The organism is Exiguobacterium acetylicum, assembly GCF_022170825.1.
Taxonomy (GTDB): Bacteria; Bacillota; Bacilli; order Exiguobacteriales; family Exiguobacteriaceae; genus Exiguobacterium_A; species Exiguobacterium_A acetylicum_B.
The window spans coordinates 2673885-2692862 of the sequence record NZ_CP081878.1; the positions used below are offsets into that span (position 1 = coordinate 2673885).

13 protein-coding genes and 1 riboswitch are annotated in these 18978 nt (G+C 47.7%); of the genes, 4 read left to right on the forward strand and 9 right to left on the reverse strand.

What is annotated here, in order from left to right:
* Positions 1 to 4: 4 nt before the first annotated feature.
* Positions 5 to 883 carry a CAP domain-containing protein gene (locus K6T22_RS13990; RefSeq protein WP_238237853.1) on the reverse strand — a complete coding sequence of 293 codons (879 nt, stop codon included), beginning with the start codon at positions 881 to 883 and terminating at the stop codon, positions 5 to 7.
* A 350-nt stretch (positions 884 to 1233) separates the two neighbouring features.
* Here K6T22_RS13990 and K6T22_RS13995 point away from each other — a divergent pair, with 350 nt between their 5' ends.
* Positions 1234 to 1590: a hypothetical protein gene (locus K6T22_RS13995; RefSeq protein ID WP_238237854.1), complete on the forward strand. Its 357-nt coding sequence runs from the start codon at positions 1234 to 1236 to the stop codon at positions 1588 to 1590.
* A gap of 15 nt (positions 1591 to 1605) precedes the next feature.
* Here the strand turns inward: K6T22_RS13995 and K6T22_RS14000 are convergent, their stop codons facing one another.
* A complete protein-coding gene (locus K6T22_RS14000) occupies positions 1606 to 4353 on the reverse strand; it encodes a DUF8508 domain-containing protein (protein ID WP_238237855.1) in 2748 nt (915 codons plus the stop codon).
* A 129-nt stretch (positions 4354 to 4482) separates the two neighbouring features.
* Complete coding sequence (locus K6T22_RS14005; protein ID WP_238237856.1) at positions 4483 to 4662, reverse strand: DUF2188 domain-containing protein; 180 nt, start codon at positions 4660 to 4662, stop codon at positions 4483 to 4485.
* Positions 4663 to 5262: 600 nt separating this feature from the next.
* On the opposite strand from K6T22_RS14005, the gene K6T22_RS14010 reads away from it, so the two are divergent.
* Positions 5263 to 7293: a thioredoxin domain-containing protein gene (locus K6T22_RS14010; protein WP_238237857.1), complete on the forward strand. Its 2031-nt coding sequence runs from the start codon at positions 5263 to 5265 to the stop codon at positions 7291 to 7293.
* A 201-nt stretch (positions 7294 to 7494) separates the two neighbouring features.
* Positions 7495 to 11079, forward strand: a complete 3585-nt coding sequence (locus tag K6T22_RS14015; protein ID WP_238237858.1) for an SH3 domain-containing protein — start codon at positions 7495 to 7497, stop codon at positions 11077 to 11079.
* 332 nt (positions 11080 to 11411) lie between these two features.
* On the opposite strand, the gene K6T22_RS14020 is transcribed toward K6T22_RS14015, so the two are convergent.
* The 5 genes from K6T22_RS14020 to K6T22_RS14040 form a co-directional block, all read right to left on the reverse strand.
* On the reverse strand, positions 11412 to 12500 hold the full coding sequence (locus tag K6T22_RS14020) for a universal stress protein (protein WP_238237860.1): 1089 nt from the start codon (positions 12498 to 12500) through the stop codon (positions 11412 to 11414).
* Entirely contained in the window at positions 12497 to 13018 is a 522-nt protein-coding gene (gene kdpC / locus K6T22_RS14025) for a K(+)-transporting ATPase subunit C (protein ID WP_238237861.1), read from the reverse strand. The genes K6T22_RS14020 and kdpC overlap by 4 nt, the downstream gene beginning before the upstream one ends.
* A 14-nt stretch (positions 13019 to 13032) precedes the next feature.
* A complete protein-coding gene (gene kdpB, locus K6T22_RS14030) occupies positions 13033 to 15102 on the reverse strand; it encodes a potassium-transporting ATPase subunit KdpB (RefSeq protein WP_337927080.1) in 2070 nt (689 codons plus the stop codon).
* 17 nt (positions 15103 to 15119) lie between these two features.
* A complete protein-coding gene (gene kdpA, locus K6T22_RS14035; RefSeq protein ID WP_238237863.1) occupies positions 15120 to 16760 on the reverse strand; it encodes a potassium-transporting ATPase subunit KdpA in 1641 nt (546 codons plus the stop codon).
* A 325-nt stretch (positions 16761 to 17085) separates the two neighbouring features.
* A riboswitch (cyclic di-AMP (ydaO/yuaA leader) is annotated at positions 17086 to 17239 on the reverse strand.
* A gap of 241 nt (positions 17240 to 17480) precedes the next feature.
* The gene (locus K6T22_RS14040) at positions 17481 to 17675 is read right to left on the reverse strand and encodes a hypothetical protein (RefSeq protein ID WP_029342614.1); all 195 of its coding nucleotides are present in this window, start codon (positions 17673 to 17675) and stop codon (positions 17481 to 17483) included.
* A 171-nt stretch (positions 17676 to 17846) separates the two neighbouring features.
* Between K6T22_RS14040 and K6T22_RS14045 the strand changes: the two genes are divergently transcribed.
* Positions 17847 to 18326, forward strand: coding sequence for a glutathione peroxidase (locus K6T22_RS14045; protein WP_238237865.1), 480 nt, complete (start codon positions 17847 to 17849; stop codon positions 18324 to 18326).
* Between the two features lie 45 nt (positions 18327 to 18371).
* Here K6T22_RS14045 and K6T22_RS14050 read toward each other — a convergent pair whose 3' ends face one another.
* Positions 18372 to 18941 carry a hypothetical protein gene (locus tag K6T22_RS14050; protein ID WP_238237866.1) on the reverse strand — a complete coding sequence of 190 codons (570 nt, stop codon included), beginning with the start codon at positions 18939 to 18941 and terminating at the stop codon, positions 18372 to 18374.
* Positions 18942 to 18978 lie beyond the last annotated feature (37 nt).

The window sequence follows — 18978 nt, forward strand, 5'->3', positions numbered from 1 at the left end:
CGTATTAAGGTGTTCGGAAGTTAATCGTGAAGTACGGTGAATCGTCTCGGAACGCAACACCGACATCTGCCTGTTTAAAACTCTTTTGAAGGATGTTATCGCGGTGTCCTTTTGAGTTCATCAAGCCCCAATGCGCTGCAAAGACGTTCGGGTATCCCATCGAGAGGTTTTCACCGGCTCCCCTGAACTTGATACCGCCACGTTCCATTCGATCGAACGGATCACGCCCTTGTGGATCCGTATGCGAGAAGAAGTTGTTCTTCGCCATGTTCTCACTATGACCACGTGTGACCGGCTTCAATGCTGTGTACGGAGCTAACGGATTCAACTTATAGTCAGCTCGTTCCCAGTTCATCAACCGAAGCATCAGTTTTTCATCTGTCGTGCGTAACGCATTCGATGCGGTACCGTAGAAGCCTTTTTTCTTCGCTTCGACGTCTTTTGGAATCGCAAGCGTCGCTTTGACCTTATTACCGTCATGCTGATCGAAGAAGTATGTCACGTAGTTGCCTTTCTTCTCATAAACGGCTGCATGATCTAGGTTCAACATGTAGTTCGTGTTCCCTTTACGGTATGACTTGACTGCCGTCCACCCTTTTTTCTTCAACGACGATTCTGTATCTTTATTGAGAACGGCGCCTTGCGTCGTCACTCCGTTCTTGAAACGATACTTCCCGTAGTCTTTTCCATCCTTCGTCAAGGCGACGAATTCTTCTGTTGATGTCCGTCTGACTTCCCAGTCGTATCCTGGATACTCACTGCTATATCGATCAATCAGCTTGCCGCCGCTTTTCGGATAATCGGCTTCTGCTTGTTCCATTGGAATGTTCTCATAGCCGAAAAAGGCTACTGCTGCTACTCCGATGATCAACCATTTTTTCATGTCTTCGTTTCGCCTCCTTCTATTTCATTACCTTTATTTTAAAAGAAAATCATTCCTTCGAACAGTCATTGGCTCTCATTCGTCTAAATCACATCTTTCGTCCACAAATCCGACATATTTAATGATACCGCTCTCATTTAGGTGAAATGCTTTTGTTTAGTCGATTCTTGAAATCATTTAGTACACATACTAAATGATTTTCCCCTATTGTTAAAATGTGTGAACATTCTTTTATTTCATTCTAAGCGATTTTTGATTGCTCTCCGATTCTCGACTCGGTATCATTAGAATTCGTAAGCCAAACTTTCAATGCTTTTCCAAATAACATAATGATGTGAAGGAGTTGACCTATGGTTTTACTATATTTCATTTACGAATCCATCGCCTTCTTACCGATTCAACAATACTTATTTTCTGGATGGATGATTCTTGTCGCCTTGACCGTATCGTTTAGTTTAGCTAATGCACACGAAGATGTCCGTCTGAATCAACGCCTCGGTTTCGAGTTGCTCGTACCAGGATCAGGTATGCTATTATCCAAGAAATTCATTCCTGGTCTTGCCATCATTCTTCTTTTGATTTTGGTCCACTTCACCTATATGTTCCGCGTCATCCCTCTACCGATTGCTTTAATTTCGACACTTTCCATCAGTACACTCTCACTTCTTTCGCTTTTGATCCCAGCACGCAAAAAAGCGGACCGTTAAGTCCGCTTTTTAATGTCATTGATATTTTGTTGTTTCAGTTAATTTGTATTTGTTCGACAGTTCAAGCCAAATTGTTTTTCCTTTGATTGTCTTCACTTGAATGTATGGACGACCTTGCGAAACACGGAGTGCGAGCAATTCACCCTGTTGATCGGCGTGTGTTTCACTCGCTTTATCCCAGTTGCGACCTAGTTTTCGTTCAACGAAGATATGTTTCCCTTTTTGGACAGCACGCCAGTTTCCGACTTCTGCTTTTCCTTTGACCGGTACAGCCGTCTCTGCACCTTGAATCGAGATGATTGCTGGATCGTGGTCACTCGCGCTACCGTCTGCTTCCATATACTCTGAGTTGATATTGACGATATCAGACGACGTGTATGACTTCAGGTTGTTCGAGATCAAGATGTGGTCGAGCACCTGTGCGTTTCCGTTATAGACATAAGAGTAACGCTCCGATTCCGGAAGATCGTCGACTGTGTTCCACAAGTTATCGCCTTTTAAGATATCAAGCGTCTTCGAAAACTGGAAGTCGTTCAAGTCACCGAGTACGACGACGTTCGATCCTTTGACTTCTGTCTTCAATTCAGAGACGAAATCTTGGACGATGTTCGCGATTGCATGACGCTGGACTTCACTCTTACGTACAACCGGTTGGTTTTTACCGAAGTCCGCTCCGTCGCCACCTTTTGAGTTGAAGTGGTTCGCGATGACATGATACGAATCACCGTTAAAGAGGAATTCTGCGACGAGTGGTTTCCGTGAACTCGCGAAGTTCGGATCCGTCGGCTGAATGCGACCTGGGTTTTTCGTTAACTTACCATCTTCCACCGAAACGGCTTCTGTCGCGCCACCCTTTTCACCTGGTGCGAGTGACACACGTGCTGGATTGTAGAGGAATCCGACACGGATGTTTCCGCCTGGCTGTCCGCCATCCTTCTTGTCTTCTGGTGCGATATCCGTATACGCATAGCGAATTCCTGTTTTTGCTTCGATTGCTGCAATTAATGTCTCGAATGATTTTGAGGCATCAACCGTGCCACTATCTGTTGCACCATCGTTATCCTGCATCTCTGTCAAACCAACGATGTCCGGTGTCTTGAGGAATGTCGCGATACCTTCTGAGACGCGATCGACTTTTCCAGCGTCTGCTGTCGAGGCAAAGTTCTCAACGTTGTAAGAAGCAACTGTCAAACGAGACTCACCCGTTTCGATGTTCGTCGGTTGACGATCCGCTTCGCGCGTGATGAGTTCCGGCAGATCCGCTGCTTTTGCGAGTACTTTATAAGCCGAATAGTTATAGCTCATGACACCTTCGATTGTTCCGTTGAATGTATCACCAGCTTTCGCACGGTACGACGAGCTGCCCATCTCGACGAAGAGACGCTCTGGATTGACGTTGTCTTTCGTCAGAATCGGAGTTCCGCGTTTCGTGTAGACCTTATCCGCTGTCTGCGTCCGAACTGGAATCGTCCGGTTCGCTTGTGGTCCTGTGACGATTGCGTTCGGTAAAGCGACACGCATACCTTCTAAGCTTTCATATAAGTCGATCGCATCTTCTTCTGGATCAAACTGAGCGAAAGAGTCGTTATCGACGACTTGCGTCGGAATCAAGACGCCTTTATCGCCGAGAACGATACTTGCTGGTAACCCTTCGTTAAGCGCACCTTTGACGAGATTGACCGTGCTGATTTCCGTGACCGCTAAATCTGTATCGAACTTATCGCTGTAGCCGCCAAGCAACCACTCTTTGACATATCCTGTCGTCGCGACTTTTTGTCCAACGGCAGCACCATGGTTTTTCGCGTAGACGAGAATCCCTTCCGACGTCCGGCTGTCGTTATCCGGATTCGGATCTTGCATGTAGAAGTTGTTCGCATCGACGACGTACGTGACGACACCTGTCGTTCGGACGAGTTGATCTGCGTAAGGCGACGTATGCGCAACGCCTTGGATGTTGCTGATTTTCGTGATTGGTGGCGCGATGTAATACTTGAATGTCGAAACAGCTGACGTTTTACCGTCCTTGACGGCAACTGCTTGAATCGTCACTTCATCATTGATCGTAATCGGTGACGAATAGACCGGACTGTCGACAGTCGGTGTTGTGCCATCAACCGTATAATGAATCGTTCCTTCACCTGACAATGTCACTTGATCCCCACGTTCGACTTCACTGACTGGAGAAGCTGTAGGTGCTGCGAGAACATCGCCCGCTTCTGTCTGATGACTGCCGAGATTCGTCAGTGTATCAACTGGGAAGCTCGTCCACTGTGATGGTTCGTACGTTTTAGCACCTGAAGTGACACCTGATTTCCGGACGAGTGTCGTATCTTTCGCGAAATCCGTCGATGAACCGAGCGGTCCGATGATATCAAGGACGACGTCGCCCTTTTTCAGTGCGATTGGATCATTTCCGTTGAAGTTCAATGACCCCGTCGTTAATTGTGCTTTGGCTTTGATATCTGCATTCGCACTCGAGTTCGCGATGACGAAGGTCTTCCCTGGATCGACTTTCCCCGATAGTGTGATTTTCGCTTCTGACGGTCCACCATTCGTATATTGAACGAGTGTATAGTCTGCTAAATCAATGATTTGCCCCGACCCATTGTATAGCTCGATTGCCTTGTTGTTACTTGTTCCCTCTATGTATTCAGACAAGATGACGCCTTCGCCTTCTGCCCCGACAAGACCCGCTTGTGGAAGGATTCCTGCTGTTAATACTCCGGCCAATGCCCACTTTCCAAACGTACTGCCGTATTTCATGATGAGACCCCCTATTGAATTTTCTGACACTTCTTTATAATATCAGATTATATTCTCAAGAGTGTATATTTTTCGTAAAAAAAGATACCATCCTTCGTAAATGAAAGAAATGGTATCGCTTACAACATTTTATTGTTCGTCTTTGTGACTTTCGTACCACTTTTCAGCTTGCGACGTCGCAATCGGAATTGCCCGTCCTTCCTCGTATCCTTCTTCTAGTAAAGCGTTCGCAATCTCGATCGCCTTCTTTCGAAGTGGTGGATCGAAGTTCTTGAATGAATCTGGGTAGTCGTTCTCATTCCATGGCATGTCGTCACCCCCTTCTTTCAGCTTTACCCGAAAAAAGGCACAAAAAAAACGCCTCATCAGCGTGTCGTTGTTTTGGTTGTCATGAGAATCGAGGATTACAGGTGATCAAAACACCTGAAACGACGAAAGCCCTACCTCTCTTTCGTTGTTACGGCTCCTTGGCCGCGCCAGCTGAATCAAGCATTTTAGCAAGAATCGTGATGCGTCTGCAACGGACGCATGATACTGGGATTTTTAGAAATAGCTCGGGAATGAGCGGAAAAGTATCGATTGGAAGGTTTATCTTGCTGGGTCAACTTCTCCTCGTAGTATGAAGAAGGACAAAATAAAAGCGATGACTTATGTCTGACTCATTTGTCAGTAGCGGTCTAAAAATCCTGACCTGTCGATTTAATTGTATGATATGGATTGAAGATTCTCACATGAGTGATCATCCCCGATTCATGACTTTTAATAATATAGCACACATTTCTTTATAAAGTCAATCTTTCTTCTAAAAAATCGTTTTTATTCTACTTAGAATCGGTATTGCACCTATCGTCAAAGCCGAGTATCGTGAAGAAGACTTATTACTATAGAAGAAATGAGGGAAAATCCATCATGTCGAATCGACTTATCCATGAAACGAGTCCCTACCTACTACAACACGCACATCAACCCGTCGATTGGTATCCGTGGGGAGAAGAAGCTTTCATCGCAGCAAAGGTAACAGGAAAGCCAATCTTTTTATCGATCGGTTATTCGACGTGTCATTGGTGCCATGTGCTCGCCCACGAAAGCTTCGAGGATGAAGAAACAGCACGTCTATTAAACGAACGTTATATCTCAATTAAGGTCGACCGGGAAGAACGTCCCGACATCGACCACCTCTATATGACAGCTGCCCAAGTCATGAACGGGCAAGGCGGCTGGCCGCTCAGCGTCTTCATGACAGCGGATCAACAACCGTTTTATATCGGCACGTATTTTCCGAAGACGCCTCAGTTCAATCGCCCAAGCTTTCGTCAGGTGACGCTACAGCTGAGCGAACAATTCCGCCGTTCACCGGATAAGATTGCACAAGTCGGACAAAATATGTCACAGACGCTTCATGACGTATTGCAGCCGACTTCTTCGACTAGCGCTTGGGATGAATCGATCATTCACGACACCTTTGATCAAGCGATGCGGCAATTCGATCGTCAACACGGTGGATTCGGAGAGGCACCGAAGTTCCCGTCGCCTGCCCTACTCCGTTTCTTACTCGATTATTATCAGTTCGCAGAGGACGAGACGGCACTCCACATGGTCATGCGGTCATTGATCGCGATGCGTGACGGTGGAATGACCGATCAAGTCGGCTACGGTTTATTCCGCTATACGGTCGATGCCAAGTGGGAAATTCCTCATTTCGAGAAAATGCTTTACGATAACGCTTGGTTTGCGACGCTATGTATCGAGACGTATCAAGTGACCGGACAAATCCGCTTCCGGCGCTACGCAGAAGAAGTCCTCTCGTTTACGGAGCGTGAATTGACCGCACCGGACGGCACCTTCTATGCTGCACTTGATGCGGATAGCGAAGGGGGCGAAGGACATTATTATACGTTCACGTCAGTAGAACTTGCGGACTTACTCGGACCGGATGCACTGTTCCCGCGCTTCTATCATGCTTCACCGTCCGGAAACTTCGAAGGACGCAACGTCTTTTACCGGACAGGCCGAACGCTCGAGGCGTTTGCACGTTCGGTTGACCTATCACCTGCTGAGACAGCGGCACAACTCGAACGTGAGCGGCAGCTTCTCCTTCACGCGCGAAATGAACGCACGCGTCCGTTTCGCGATGATAAGCGCTTGACGGCTTGGAACACGATGATGATTTCAGCATTTGCCAAAGCCGGTCGTGTCTTTAGCGAACCTCATTACACGAATGTCGCAGCGCGTGCTATGACGTCGCTCGAGAAAGTCGTCCGGACTGAGAATCAGCTTGCCGTTCATTACCGCGAAGGACAAGCGACCGGGCACGGATTTCTTGACGACTATGCTTACTTGATCGATGCACATCTTGAACTGTTCCAATCGACACGACGGGCACTGCATCTGAAGGAGGCTTTAACACTAGCTGATGTGTTACGCGATCAGTTTCAGACAGCAGATGGTTATTTTTATTTAACCTCTTTGCGCTCCGACCAGCTACTCGTTCGTCCGCTCGATCTGTATGACGGTGTGACACCTGCCGGAAACAGTGTTGCCTTGAACGCTTTCTTTACGCTCAGCCGCCTTACTGGGCATCTCATCTATCAGGAAAGTGCTGAACGGGCTCTCGTAGCCTTAACAGAAGAAGTCCGGCAACAACCGACCGGCTTCGCCTCACTCGTTAGTATCTTCACCTCTCGGCAGATGGAACCGAAGGAGTTGATCCTCTTGATTCCAGAAGAAGCAGACATTCCAATTGAAGTACATCAACTGCAACAGATGCGCTTACCGGAAGTCGCCTTGTTGATTGGTACGAAACACGATTTGTTACCGCTCGTCCCACTGCTCGCAGATTATCCGGAACCAGACGAACCGACCGCTTACCTGTGTCATGACTTTACTTGTGAACGTCCAACGACGAATTTGAAGGAACTCCTCGCACGTCTCAATATCTGACCATTTACCCTCTTGTTTAAAAAAACAGGAGGGTTTTTCAAAAAACCAGACCCCTTTTTTCAAAATAATTCAATATCTTATTCATAAAAATCCGATATTGTCGATAGTAAGGATAGGCAACAGAACTTACAACTTAGACTTAGACATCCTAGAAGCCGATTCCGTCCAACCGGACGAATATCTACTAGGAGGAAAGATACTTTGAACACGACATCATTCTCGAAGACCTTGAAGGTGTTCGCGAGCTTTCTCATCGTTTTCAGCATCGTTTTAACATCTTTACCAGTAGCTGAAGCAGCGACGACGAAAGCAACGACCTATCGTCTGTCTACCGATAGTTATCTGTATGACAAGACGGCATCTTCTCGGAAACGCTTGTTGACGATCAAGACCGGAACTGTCGTTTCATCCACGTATGCTTCTGGCGCGTTCAGAAGAATTACGTACGCTGGAAAAACGGGATATGTCGCGTCGAAATACCTCACGCTGTATGAAAAGAAACAAACCGTTTCTGGTCAGCGTTACCTCGTCCTCAAAAAAACACCGATCAAAAAGACGGCAGTCTCGACTGCATCGACGATCGGTACGTTGAACGAAGAGGATGTGTACTACACGTCACAACGTGTGACGAATCCGTATGGTGAAACATGGTACCGCGTCAAATATGACGGAAAGACGGGCTATGTTGCCGCTGGAGCAAAAGCAGTTGCCTATAAAAAGGTGACGAACACGACGTCACGAACGGTCGATGCTTATATTTTGCGTCAATACGCCGGAACGGGTTATCCGAAAGTCCAAACCATTCCATCTGGAAAAGACGTTAAAGTCGTCGGTCGGATCGAGAACTGGGTCAGCGTCCAGTACGGTGGAAAGAAAGGCTACATGCATCAAGATGCGTTCGCCTCTTCCGAAAAACAAAGTGTGACACTGATTCCAAAAACACGGTATCAGACGAAAAGTGCGACACCGCTTTACAGTCAAGCTGAAGCGAAACAAAGCTTAGCGAGTCTTCCAAAAGGTGCAATCGTTACTTCAAGTGCTAAGACGGCAACGTATCATCAAGTCACATACGCTGGTAAGACAGGTTATATCTTATCCGCTACATTGGCAGAGTACACAGAAAAAGCAAAACTTCCATCTTCACGCTTCCTGTTGACCTCGTCACTTGCCATCAAAGCTACACCTGCAGCAAATGGAAAAACACTTGCGACACTAAGTGCCGGAAACGTCTATTACACGAAAACACGTGTGACGAATCCGCTCGGTGAAATATGGCATCAAGTATCAAAAGAAGGTAAAGTCGGCTTTGTCTTAGCGAATCAAGCAAAAGCAATCGCTTATGAGTCGCAATCCAATCTTTCATTAAAGACAACAACATCGACGACGATTCGCTCGTATGCGGGTCCATCGTACGCTGCAGTGCAAACAATCCCAAGTAACACGATCATCCGGATTTCCGGAAACATCGGTTCATGGTACCGTGTCAGCTACAATGGAAAAACAGGCTATGCTGCATCAAGTACCTTTACGACACTTGCAACGAAGCAAAAAATTGCAGGAGCACGCTTTGAACTTGAAAAAGCGGTTTCTATCAAATCGTCACCAGATGCAAAAGCATCCACTCTTGCGACACTCCAGACCGGTGATATCTACTACACGACGCAACTCGTCACGTCAAACGGACAGCAATGGCACCGTGTTAGTAAAGATGGCAAGACAGGCTACATCCCTGTCGGTCAAGGCAAGAGTGTTCGTTATCAATCGGACCGAATCGCCATGCAAACGACGACTTCGACCCCACTCCGTTCATATGCCGGAAACACCTACGCAACCGTCAAAACGATCCCTTCTGGTACAAGCATCACAGTGACTGGAATGATCGACGACTGGTATCGTGTGACGTATAGCGGAAAAACAGGTTACATCGCTTCACGTTACGTGAAGGAAAAAGTCATGACGCAATCGATTCCTTCTTCTTATTATCGCCTTGGGCGTACCGTTGAAGTAAAAGCATCACATCAAGCGGCTGCTGACACTGTCATTCGCCTTTCCTCTGGAGACGTCTACACGACGAATCAAATCGTCACGACGGGTCGCTCGGAGCAATGGCATCGTCTGACGGTTGATGGCAAAACAGGTTACATCCAAATCAATCAAGGTTCACCCGTTACGTATGAAGCAGTCAATGGTCATCGCTATCAGGCAACGACCGATACGACACTTCAGTCGGATGCCGGTTCAGCGTATGCAACGGTAACGAAGCTACCAAAAGCAGCCGTCGTTCAAGTAACAGGTAGTCTCGACAATTGGTTGAAAATCAGCTATTCCGGTAAAAGCGGCTATGTCTTAAAATCAACGCTGACACCGTACACAGAAACGAAAAAGATTACGGGTGCGCGCTTCTTAGCGAATCAATCACTCGCTGTCAAACAAGCACCAAACGATCAAGCATCGACTGTTACGACGCTCTCGTTCGGGAATGTTTATTACACGTCTTCTTTGATCACATCGTACACGAACAGTTCGTGGCATAAAGTAACGATTGATGGCAAAACGGGTTATATCCAGACTGGTCAAAACACGTCATCCATCAAGTACGAAGCAAAACAGAAATTTTATGTACGGGCTACATCAGATGCGGCTTTACGTTCTTATGTCGGTAGCTCATACAACGTCATCAAGACGATTCCTAAAAATCTCGTCGTTACCGTAACTGGTCAAATTGGTGACTGGTATAAGATTTCCTATGATGGCAAAAGTGGTTATGCGTATAAGGGGGCGTTCGTGACGACTTCTTCGAAATTAAACGTCTACAATTCTGTTCCAACACCGTATACGTTCGATAGTTTCATTAGCGCACAGATGAAACTGAACCCACCGCCGCAAACGGATATCTACAAAAACAAATTGATGTATGTCAGCACTAGTTATGTACGTCTAGGTGGTGGACTTGACCCAGTCAACGGAACACTTGCGACCGTCACAGCGACAACACCACTCAACATCCGTTCTGGTGCTTCAACAGCAAGTCACGTCTACGGTCAGTTCCAGCCCGGTCGGATGATTCGCGTTTATCAATCCGTCAGTGGTTTCTATACGACGTATCCACGGGTCTATACGAGTGCAACGAATTACTCGACGATCCAGTGGTTGAACGCACTCGAAACAGATGTCCGCAATGCTGCTGATCCACTGAAAATCGACCGAAATTCTTCTGATTTCTATCAGTTCCTTGATCTATCGAAGACAACAGGTGCAACACCTGCGACACTCGATAAGATGTTAGCGAACGTGACGAAAGGATTAGGTATCTTCAATAAGTGTAGCAACGGTAGTTGTGGTCAAGCGTTCATCGATGCTGGTCAAAAATACAGCGTCAACGAAGCGTACTTGATCTCACACGCTTTACTTGAGACAGGCAACGGACAATCGACACTCGCAATGGGTGTGACATGGAATGGACGTAAAGTCTACAACATGTACGGAATCGGTGCGTACGATTATGATGCGATCAACACCGGTGCCGCTTATGCCTATAGCCAAGGGTGGTTCACACCAGAAGCAGCCATCGTCGGTGGTGCCGAATTCATCAGCACGAAGTACATCCACAATGCCTACGGACAAAACACGCTCTATAAGATGCGTTGGAGTCCGATGCGTCCTGGTAGTCACCAGTACGCAACAGACATGGGTTGGGCCGTCAAACAGACGTCGCGCATCTATTCACTCTATCAACAGATGGATAGCTATACAGCAACCTTCGATATCCCAGTCTTCGCTCGTTAAGAAAACGATGAACCAACGCCTTTAACTCAATGAGTGTGTTCTAACACACAAAAAAGGAAAGACCATTCCGATGATCCCACCGGAATGGTCTTTCCTTTTGTTGTTAGTAGCGAACGATCAGAATCATCCTCAACTCCTGCAGGAAAAGAAAGCGCGCGCGGCGCTTTCGACAGGGATAGATAAGACCCGACAAACTGCATGAAATGCAAGGGTGTCGCGGCTTACCTCCCGCCTGCGGAAAGGGAGGATGACCGACTGACTCATTCGTTTTATGAAACGACAGATTTGTGATATTGCGAAGAGAACCCCTGCATTTACGCGGAAGGGCTCCCCTAGCGTTCTAAGTCATCGGCAACGATTTGAATGTCGATACCGCGGACATGACGCATGATTTCATTGATGATCGATCCACGCCGGATTTCCTGCCACCGGGTCCGAGCGGATTGACCAAGGACGATTTGCGTGATGCGATGATGTTTCGCAGCAGCTGTGATCGCTTGGGCAATCGAGCGTTCCCCCTGGATTCGAATCAGCACCTCTGCTCCGAACAAGGAACCACTCTCTCGCACCATCGCTAAGACTTCTTTTTGCTTCGCATTTAACTGATTCTCTGCTGCCGGTAGAATCGTCAGCACGTAAAGATCCGCTTTCAGACGACTCGCCATGCGAAAGCCGCGGTAAATCAGCTTTCGTGCGTTGTCATTGAGCTGAATACAGACGAGAATTCGTTCTTGTAACGTCGCTGGATCCTTTTCAATCAACAAACGTGATTGATAGACTTGATCGTCAACTTCATCCGCGACCTGACGTAACGATAACTCGCGTAAGCTCGCGAGATTCTGAAGCGAGAAAAACGAATTCAGACTCTGTTCAATCTTTTCTTTCTTATAAATCTTCCCCTGTTCAAGTCGTTCCCGTAACGTTTGCGGTGTGACGTCGACGAGTAGAATCTCATCGGCTTCTCCGAGGAACGGATCCGGGATACGTTCCCGGACCTCGACACCTGTGACTTCTTTGACCTTAAAGAGTAGACTCTCGAAGTGCTGGATGTTGACGGCAGAGTAGACATTGATACCGGCATCAAGGAGCGCCGCAACATCTTGATAGCGTTTCTTTCGTACCGATCCCGGCGCATTCGTATGCGCCAGTTCATCGATCAGTACGATATCCGGACGACGGGCAATGATCGCGTCCACGTTCACCTCGGGGAATTTCTTGTCCTTATAGACGACTTCAAGTAACGGCACCTGCTCAAGCTGTCCGACCATCTCTGCTGTTTCTTTTCGACCGTGCGTCTCGATCAGACCGATGACGACGTCCTTTCCTTCATGGATTAAGAGTCGTGCATCGGCAAGCATCTTATACGTTTTTCCGACACCAGGAGCTGAGCCGATGTACAGCTTCAGCTTTCCCCGTGTCATGATCTACTCCGATCAAGCGCTAAGTTCAAGCGAAGGACGTTGACGTAATCGTTCGTCCCGGCTTCCTTCGTAATCAGCTTGCGGACCTCGTCACGCGACAGGTCGCGTGCGGTTGCGATACGCTTCGCCTGCACCAAGGCATAATCGACTGAGATGTGCGGATCGAAGCCAGAACCGGATGTCACGAGGGCATCGTCCGGAAGCGAAGCGCCGTCCACTTGGTTCTGTTTCTGTAATTCCGTCATCTTCGTGCCAAGCTCCGGGTTCGATGCTGCTAGGTTATCCCCAGCAGACGCTCCCGCTAATTGATCGACCGCTGATGGACGTCCGTGAAAATATTGTTTCGACGTGAACGGCTGGGCAATCAATTCCGATCCGATGAATTTTCCGTTTTCTTGTACTAAAGAACCTTCAGCTTTATCTGGTACGAGCAGTTGACCGAATAAGGTCAACAAAGCGGGAAAGACGATCCCACACAACGCTGCGACGAAGATCGTCACACGAATGGCTTGTTTCATGATTCGTTTTCTCCTTAGAGGATGCTTGCAAGCAAGACATCGATGATTTTAATCCCAATGAACGGAACGATGACACCACCAAGACCATAGATCAGTAAGTTACGACCAAGCAATTGATCTGCGGTCATCGGTTTGTACGTGACCCCTCGCATCGCAAGTGGAATCAAGAGCGGAATGATAATCGCGTTAAAAATCAAGGCAGACAGAATCGCACTCGTCGGTGAATCGAGTCGCATGATGTTGAGCACTTCCATTTGCGGAATCGCAACCATGAACATTGCCGGGATGATTGCGAAATACTTCGCGACATCGTTTGCGATCGAGAACGTCGTCAAGGCACCACGCGTCATCAAGAGCTGTTTCCCGATTTCGACGACTTCGATGATCTTCGTCGGGTTCGAATCGAGGTCAATCATGTTCGCTGCTTCTTTTGCAGCTTGCGTACCACTGTTCATCGCAAGTCCCACGTCGGCCTGAGCGAGAGCTGGTGCATCATTCGTACCGTCCCCTGTCATTGCGACGAGGTGACCGGCTGCTTGTTCCTGCTGGATGACACGAATCTTATCTTCCGGCTTACATTCCGCGACGAAATCATCGACACCAGCTTCTCGAGCGATCGTTGCTGCCGTCAACGGGTTGTCTCCGGTACACATGACCGTTTTGATCCCCATCTCACGCAGTCGATCGAACCGTTCCCGCATACCAGGTTTAACGGTATCTTTTAAATAGATGACACCAAGAATTATTGCGTCAATCGCAACGACGAGTGGTGTTCCACCGAGTCGTGAGACCGAATCGATCGTTTCTTGCAAATCATCCGGAATCGCTCCGCCTTGTTCTGCAACCCACTCTTGAATCGCTTGCCCCGCACCTTTACGAACACGACGTCCATCTCTTAAATCGAGTCCAGACATCCGTGTCTCTGCACGAAACGGTACGATTTCTGCGCCATCCAACCAGTGACGTTCAACCGGCATCGCGCGAAGTTCAGCGAGTTCAAGAACAGAACGTCCTTCTGGTGTTTCGTCAGCGAGTGAGGCGAGAATCGCACCTTCGAAAGCTTGCTCGGTAGAATGACTACCGACTGGTGTGATTTCTGACGCCATCCGGTTACCGAACGTGATCGTTCCCGTTTTATCCAGGATGATCGTTTGGATATCGCCTGCTGCTTCGACTGCCTTCCCGCTCATCGCGATGACGTTAAAGCGGGTGACGCGGTCCATTCCGGCGATTCCGATCGCGGACAACAAGCCACCGATCGTCGTCGGAATCAGACAGACAAGTAAAGCGATTAAAATGGGACCCGATAAATCAAATCCAAGGTAGTTCGTAAAGACCGGTAATGTCATGACGACGAGTAGGAAAATCAACGTCAAACTCGTTAAGAGCGTTGATAATGCGAGTTCGTTCGGTGTCTTTTGACGACTCGCCCCTTCGACGAGGGCAATCATTTGATCGAGGAACGATTCACCCGGATTACTTGTGATTCGAACTTCAATTTCGTCACTGACGACGAGTGTCCCCCCGATGACCGATGAAAAATCACCGCCCGCTTCCTTGATGACTGGTGCGGATTCACCCGTGATCGCAGATTCATCAATCGAGGCGAGCCCTTTGATGATTTCACCGTCACCTGGTACATACTCACCAGCTCGGACGAAGACGACATCGCCCTTGCGGAGTGTTGCAGACGAGACGCTTTGAATCAGTTGTCCGACACGTTTACGAGCCATGACGTCTGCTTTCGATGCTTTCAGCGAATCTGCTTGTGCTTTCCCGCGTCCTTCCGCGATTGACTCCGCGAAGTTCGCGAACAAGACCGTCAAGAAGAGAATGATGCTGACCGTCAAGTTGAAGCCGCGCATCTCGTCAATGAAAATCGTGTACCCGATCGCGAGCAGGCAGCCGATCCAGACGACGAACATGATCGGTTGTTTGAACATGTTGACGGGATTTAATTTTTTAAAGGCATCGATCGTCGCTTGACGCGCGATCGAGCCGTTGATTGCTGATTTTGATTGCTGTTCCGGCTGCCCATTCGGTTGGTGTTCCTCGGGCGTCGGATGCATGATTCGTTCCATCATATGCTTTTATCTCCTGTTCACATCGTCAGCCAATCCGCGACCGGTCCAAGTACGAGCACTGGCAAGAATGTCAATGCACCGACGAGTACGACCGTACCGAGGAAGACTGTTCCGAAGAGTGGTGTGTCTGTCTTAAACGAAAATTCATCTTGCGGGACTGACGGCTTCGCTTTGAGCGAACCAACTATCGCAAGCATGAGGATCAACGGGATATAACGACCAAAGAACAAAGCGAACGAAGTCGAGACGTTCCAATAGACGTTTGCATCACCGAGTCCCTCGAATCCAGATCCGTTATTTGCTGTCGCTGACGTGAATTCATACAACACTTGCGATAGCCCGTGATAGCCTGGGTTCGAGATGCCAGCAACACCTGGTGCGACGTACATCGAGATTGCGGTTCCGACGAGAATCAAGAAAGGCGGCACGAGAAGTGCGATGGCGATCATCTTCACTTCGAACGTCTCGATTTTCTTCCCGAGGAACGTCGGCGTCCGACCAATCAAGAGACCTGTCAGAAAAACTGCGACGAAAGCATAAAGCAAGACATTCAAGAATCCAGCGCCGGCACCACCGTAAACGACGTTTAACATCATGTTTCCGAGCTGGATCAATCCTGCGAGCGGATGAAGTGAGTCATGCATCGCGTTGACCGCTCCGGTTTCAGCTGCCGTCGTAATCGAACTATAGAGCGCCGTTCCAATTTGACCGAATCGTAATTCCTGACCATGCGCCGTCGGATTAGCAAGTAAGCTCCCTGCCATACCGATCGTCATCATGATGAAGAGAAGCATCATCACACCGAGGAACAGTCGTCCTTGTTTCGCAGAACCGATGATTTTGCCGTAAGCGATCGGAAGTGACATCGGAATCAGTAGCATCAAGAACATCTGAATAAAGTTGACGAACTGGTTCGGGTTCTCAAATGGATGCGCACCGTTAGCACCAAAGAATCCACCGCCGTTGTTACCGAGCTGTTTGATGACTTCAAATGCAGCGACCGGACCGCGGTAAATCAATTGTTTCGCACCTTCTAGAGTCGTGACGCTGACCGCCCCACCAAACGTTTGCGGAACACCGAATAAAATCATCAGCATCCCGAAGAAGAGCGAAATCGGAATGAGGATTCGGAAGATGAAGCGGACGAAGTCGGCATAGAAGTTACCGAGCGGTTTGTTCGCTAGTCCACGAATGACGGCGATACAGACCGTAAACGCCATTGTCGGTGCGACGAACAACATCGTTCCGAGGACGAACGTTTGTGACAGATACGAGAGCGCCTCACCTGAGTAGTGCTGCTGATCGGTGTTCGTCATGAAACTGATCGTCGTATGAAGTGCCGTCGACCAGTCGAGGTTGACAGCACTGTTTGGATTCAAGGGTAGATTCCCTTGGAAACGAAGTAGAAAATATCCACCGATGAAGAAGAAGACATTTACGAGCAATAAACTTTTCGAATAACCAACCCACGATTGATTGTGTTTCTTTTCATCGACACCGAGTAACAACAAGAGTCGTCGTTCGACTTTACCGATTTTATCGATCTGACGATCAGCGATCGGTGCGAAGTGCGTACCGATATAGCGACCAAGTAAGACCGCCGCGCAAAGTGCGATGACGAGCAGGATCCAAAATTGGATCATGAATTGAGTCCACATGTTTTTCTTTTCTCCCTATGCGATTAGAATTTTTCTGGATACATTAGACAATAACCGAGATACAAGAAGACGAGGCAGCCCGTCGCTAGTAAAAACCATGTCATTTGCGGTCACCTGCTCTCCACTGAACACGCTCGATCAGATGAATCATTCCGAACGAGGTCCCAAAGAAAAAAGCGAGTAACAAAATAGTCCAAAGCTCTCCCATTATGAAATTACCTCCATATTATTCAATATTTTTACAATTAAACACGACAAAAAGACGATGTGAGGCAATAAACGGCCCCAGCATCGCCTATATAACTTGGCATACTGAAAAAGAGTCGTTCCCTCCTAAAAACGCCTGCGAGGTTAGCTGTCGGATTCGGGCATACCTAGGAATTCGCCCTACCTTTCCCGGTCGGAAAGGATTCACCCCGTGTCACGTGTCGTGACGGTTGGGTCCCCCGCTTCAATCATGAACTCGGCGTACTTTGAGATCGAAGCATTAACATGTTAGTGTTCGTTGATGAGATGGATATTACTCCGATTTTTTAGGGTTGTAAATAGAAAAGATGAAAAAAAAATAGTCTGATTTTTTAATGACTTACTTTCGAAAAATAGTAGTTTTTGTCGCTATGCTATAGAAGAAAAAAAACCGCAGAAATCGATTCCTTCATCTAAAATGGAGGAGCTCCATTTTAGCGAGAATCGTTCCGCGGTTTCATGAACAAACAATGATTATGATTGCTGATTCATTTTGGCATGGACCGTCAAAGGAGCTAGCATCGTCACCCATAGGGCAACCACTCCAGAAACAAGAATCACAATATCGCGTTCGAACCCAAGCGTCAGCAATGTAATACAACTACTGACCAGGACGAGACAAAGCGTCGCGATCATAACGAACCGCGATTGTTTCAACATTTTTCTCATGTGGCATCTCTCCTTTCCTTCCATATTCTCCTTCATGGTAACAAAGATTGACTCGAAATGCGTCGATGATACCCGATTGTGATGTTTCTGTCATCTCATGAGTAGTGACAGAAGACGATGAGAAAACGGATTTGTTACACTGAAGAGGCAGTTAAAAAAGGAGGAATCGATATGTTACAGGATTATACATTTCAACGTGTTGATGGGACGATAGCGTCCTTGAAAGACTACCCTGGTCAAGCGTGGCTGATCGTTAATACCGCTAGCAAATGTGGTTTGACACCACAGTTCGAAGGACTCGAACAATTGCATCAAGACTATCGTTCGCAAGGATTGACCGTGCTTGGTTTCCCGTGCAATCAGTTTGCGAATCAAGATCCAGGAACGGATGAAGAGATTCAATCGTTTTGCCAAGTCAACTATGGCGTGACGTTCCCTGTCTTTTCAAAAATCGATGTTAATGGGGAGCAGGCACACCCATTATTTGAAGAACTAAAAGCACAAGCGCCAACGACGGATGGTGCAACAGACATCGAGTGGAATTTCACGAAATTCCTCGTGACACGCGATGGGGAAGTGACACGATTCTCTCCAAAAACGAATCCGACCGACTTAACGGCAGCAATCGAACGACTGCTCGTTCAAGTCTAAAAAACAAGCTTCCACCCTTCTCGTGAAGGAATGGAAGCTTGTTTTTTATGTCGTTCCCGGTTCAAGATGACGGCTAATCATCTCTTCTGCCAATCGTTTGACGTCATCGATATCACGCATTTCCGTGAATGGGTGTCCCCAGACGATCAACTCTTCGATTTCTTCAATCGGTTGCGTCGTGTATCGTGTTCCATCGGCAACGAACTCTTGCGCAATCGTCGATTCAAACGCAGCATATTTCAGGAGCCATGGTTTTTCACTTAAGATTTTTTGCGCATGTTTCGCATGCTTGAACGCAACATCGCCGACGAGGACGACCGGATCGAATCGTTCATGAAGCGGATGCGTATATTGAACCGAGATCAGCAACCCGTGTTGGTTCGATTTTTCCTGTTGTCGGACATACGTCCGCGTCAAAAAGTGCGGGACGAGTGACTCGGCACTCTCCTTCGTCTGATGGATGCTCAGACCATGTTCCGTTTGGACGACTTCCGGCAGAACCGGTTCGTATCCACGATTCGCTAATTGTTGATCGAGCTCTTTGAATAATAGCAGAGTATGTTCGACCAGCGCTCGAACTTGGCGAAACGATAATTGAATCGATTGATTGATCATAAAGTGACCTACCTTCTCTAAAAGTATGGCAATATAC